The organism is Paenibacillus solanacearum, from assembly GCF_910593845.1.
In the GTDB taxonomy this organism is placed as follows: domain Bacteria; phylum Bacillota; class Bacilli; order Paenibacillales; family NBRC-103111; genus Paenibacillus_G; species Paenibacillus_G solanacearum.
Genome location: NZ_CAJVAS010000120.1, coordinates 1 through 752, shown reverse-complemented (window position 1 = coordinate 752; position 752 = coordinate 1). Strand labels below are relative to the sequence as shown.

The 752-nt window shown below is 50.5% G+C and carries 2 tRNA genes and 2 rRNA genes; all 4 read left to right on the top strand.

From position 1 onward, the window contains the following. The first annotated feature begins 137 nt into the window (after positions 1-137). Positions 138-254, top strand: a 5S ribosomal RNA gene (gene rrf / locus KXG62_RS33865). A 26-nt stretch (positions 255-280) separates the two neighbouring features. Beyond that, positions 281-357, top strand: a tRNA-Ile gene (locus KXG62_RS33860). Between the two features lie 17 nt (positions 358-374). Beyond that, positions 375-450, top strand: a tRNA-Ala gene (locus KXG62_RS33855). A gap of 182 nt (positions 451-632) precedes the next feature. After that, a 23S ribosomal RNA gene (locus KXG62_RS33850) occupies positions 633-752 on the top strand; the annotation flags it as partial.

Below are 752 nucleotides of genomic sequence, written 5' to 3'. Positions count from 1 at the left end.
GGTGCGGCTGGATCACCTCCTTTCTATGGAGTCCATGTCGTCTGTAGGGCGACGGACAAATATAAGTCGACAACTAGCAATAGTTGCGACGACACTCACTCGTTGTCAGTTTTGAAAGGCGCAAGTCTTTCAACTAGTTTGGTGATGATGGCGGAAGGGAACCACGCGTACCCATCCCGAACACGAACGTTAAGCCTTCCAGCGTCGATGGTACTTGGACCGCAGGGTCCTGGGAGAGTAGAACGTCGCCAAGCTAGCCGCTTAAAGCGGTTCATTACGAGGGCCCTTAGCTCAGCTGGTTAGAGCGCACCCCTGATAAGGGTGAGGTCGGTGGTTCGAGTCCACTAGGGCCCACCATAAATGAATACCACTATGGGGCCATAGCTCAGCTGGGAGAGCGCCTGCCTTGCAAGCAGGAGGTCAGCGGTTCGATCCCGCTTGGCTCCACCATTGAATCTTTGTTTGTTCCTTGAAAACTGGATATCGAAACAATGCAACAAATGCTGAATCATCCTTAAAGATGATCTAAATAGATCTTTATCTTTTAGGTTAGCTACAGCGAAGATTTATCTTTTGGAAGTGACCTTTGTACGAAGTACAACGGAACGATAAAAGATAAACTCGGAGCACATGGTTAAGCTAATAAGAGCACACGGAGGATGCCTAGGCGCCAGGAGCCGAAGAAGGACGTGGCGAACAACGATAACGCCTCGGGGAGCCGTAAGCAGGCTTTGATCCGGGGATGTCCGAAT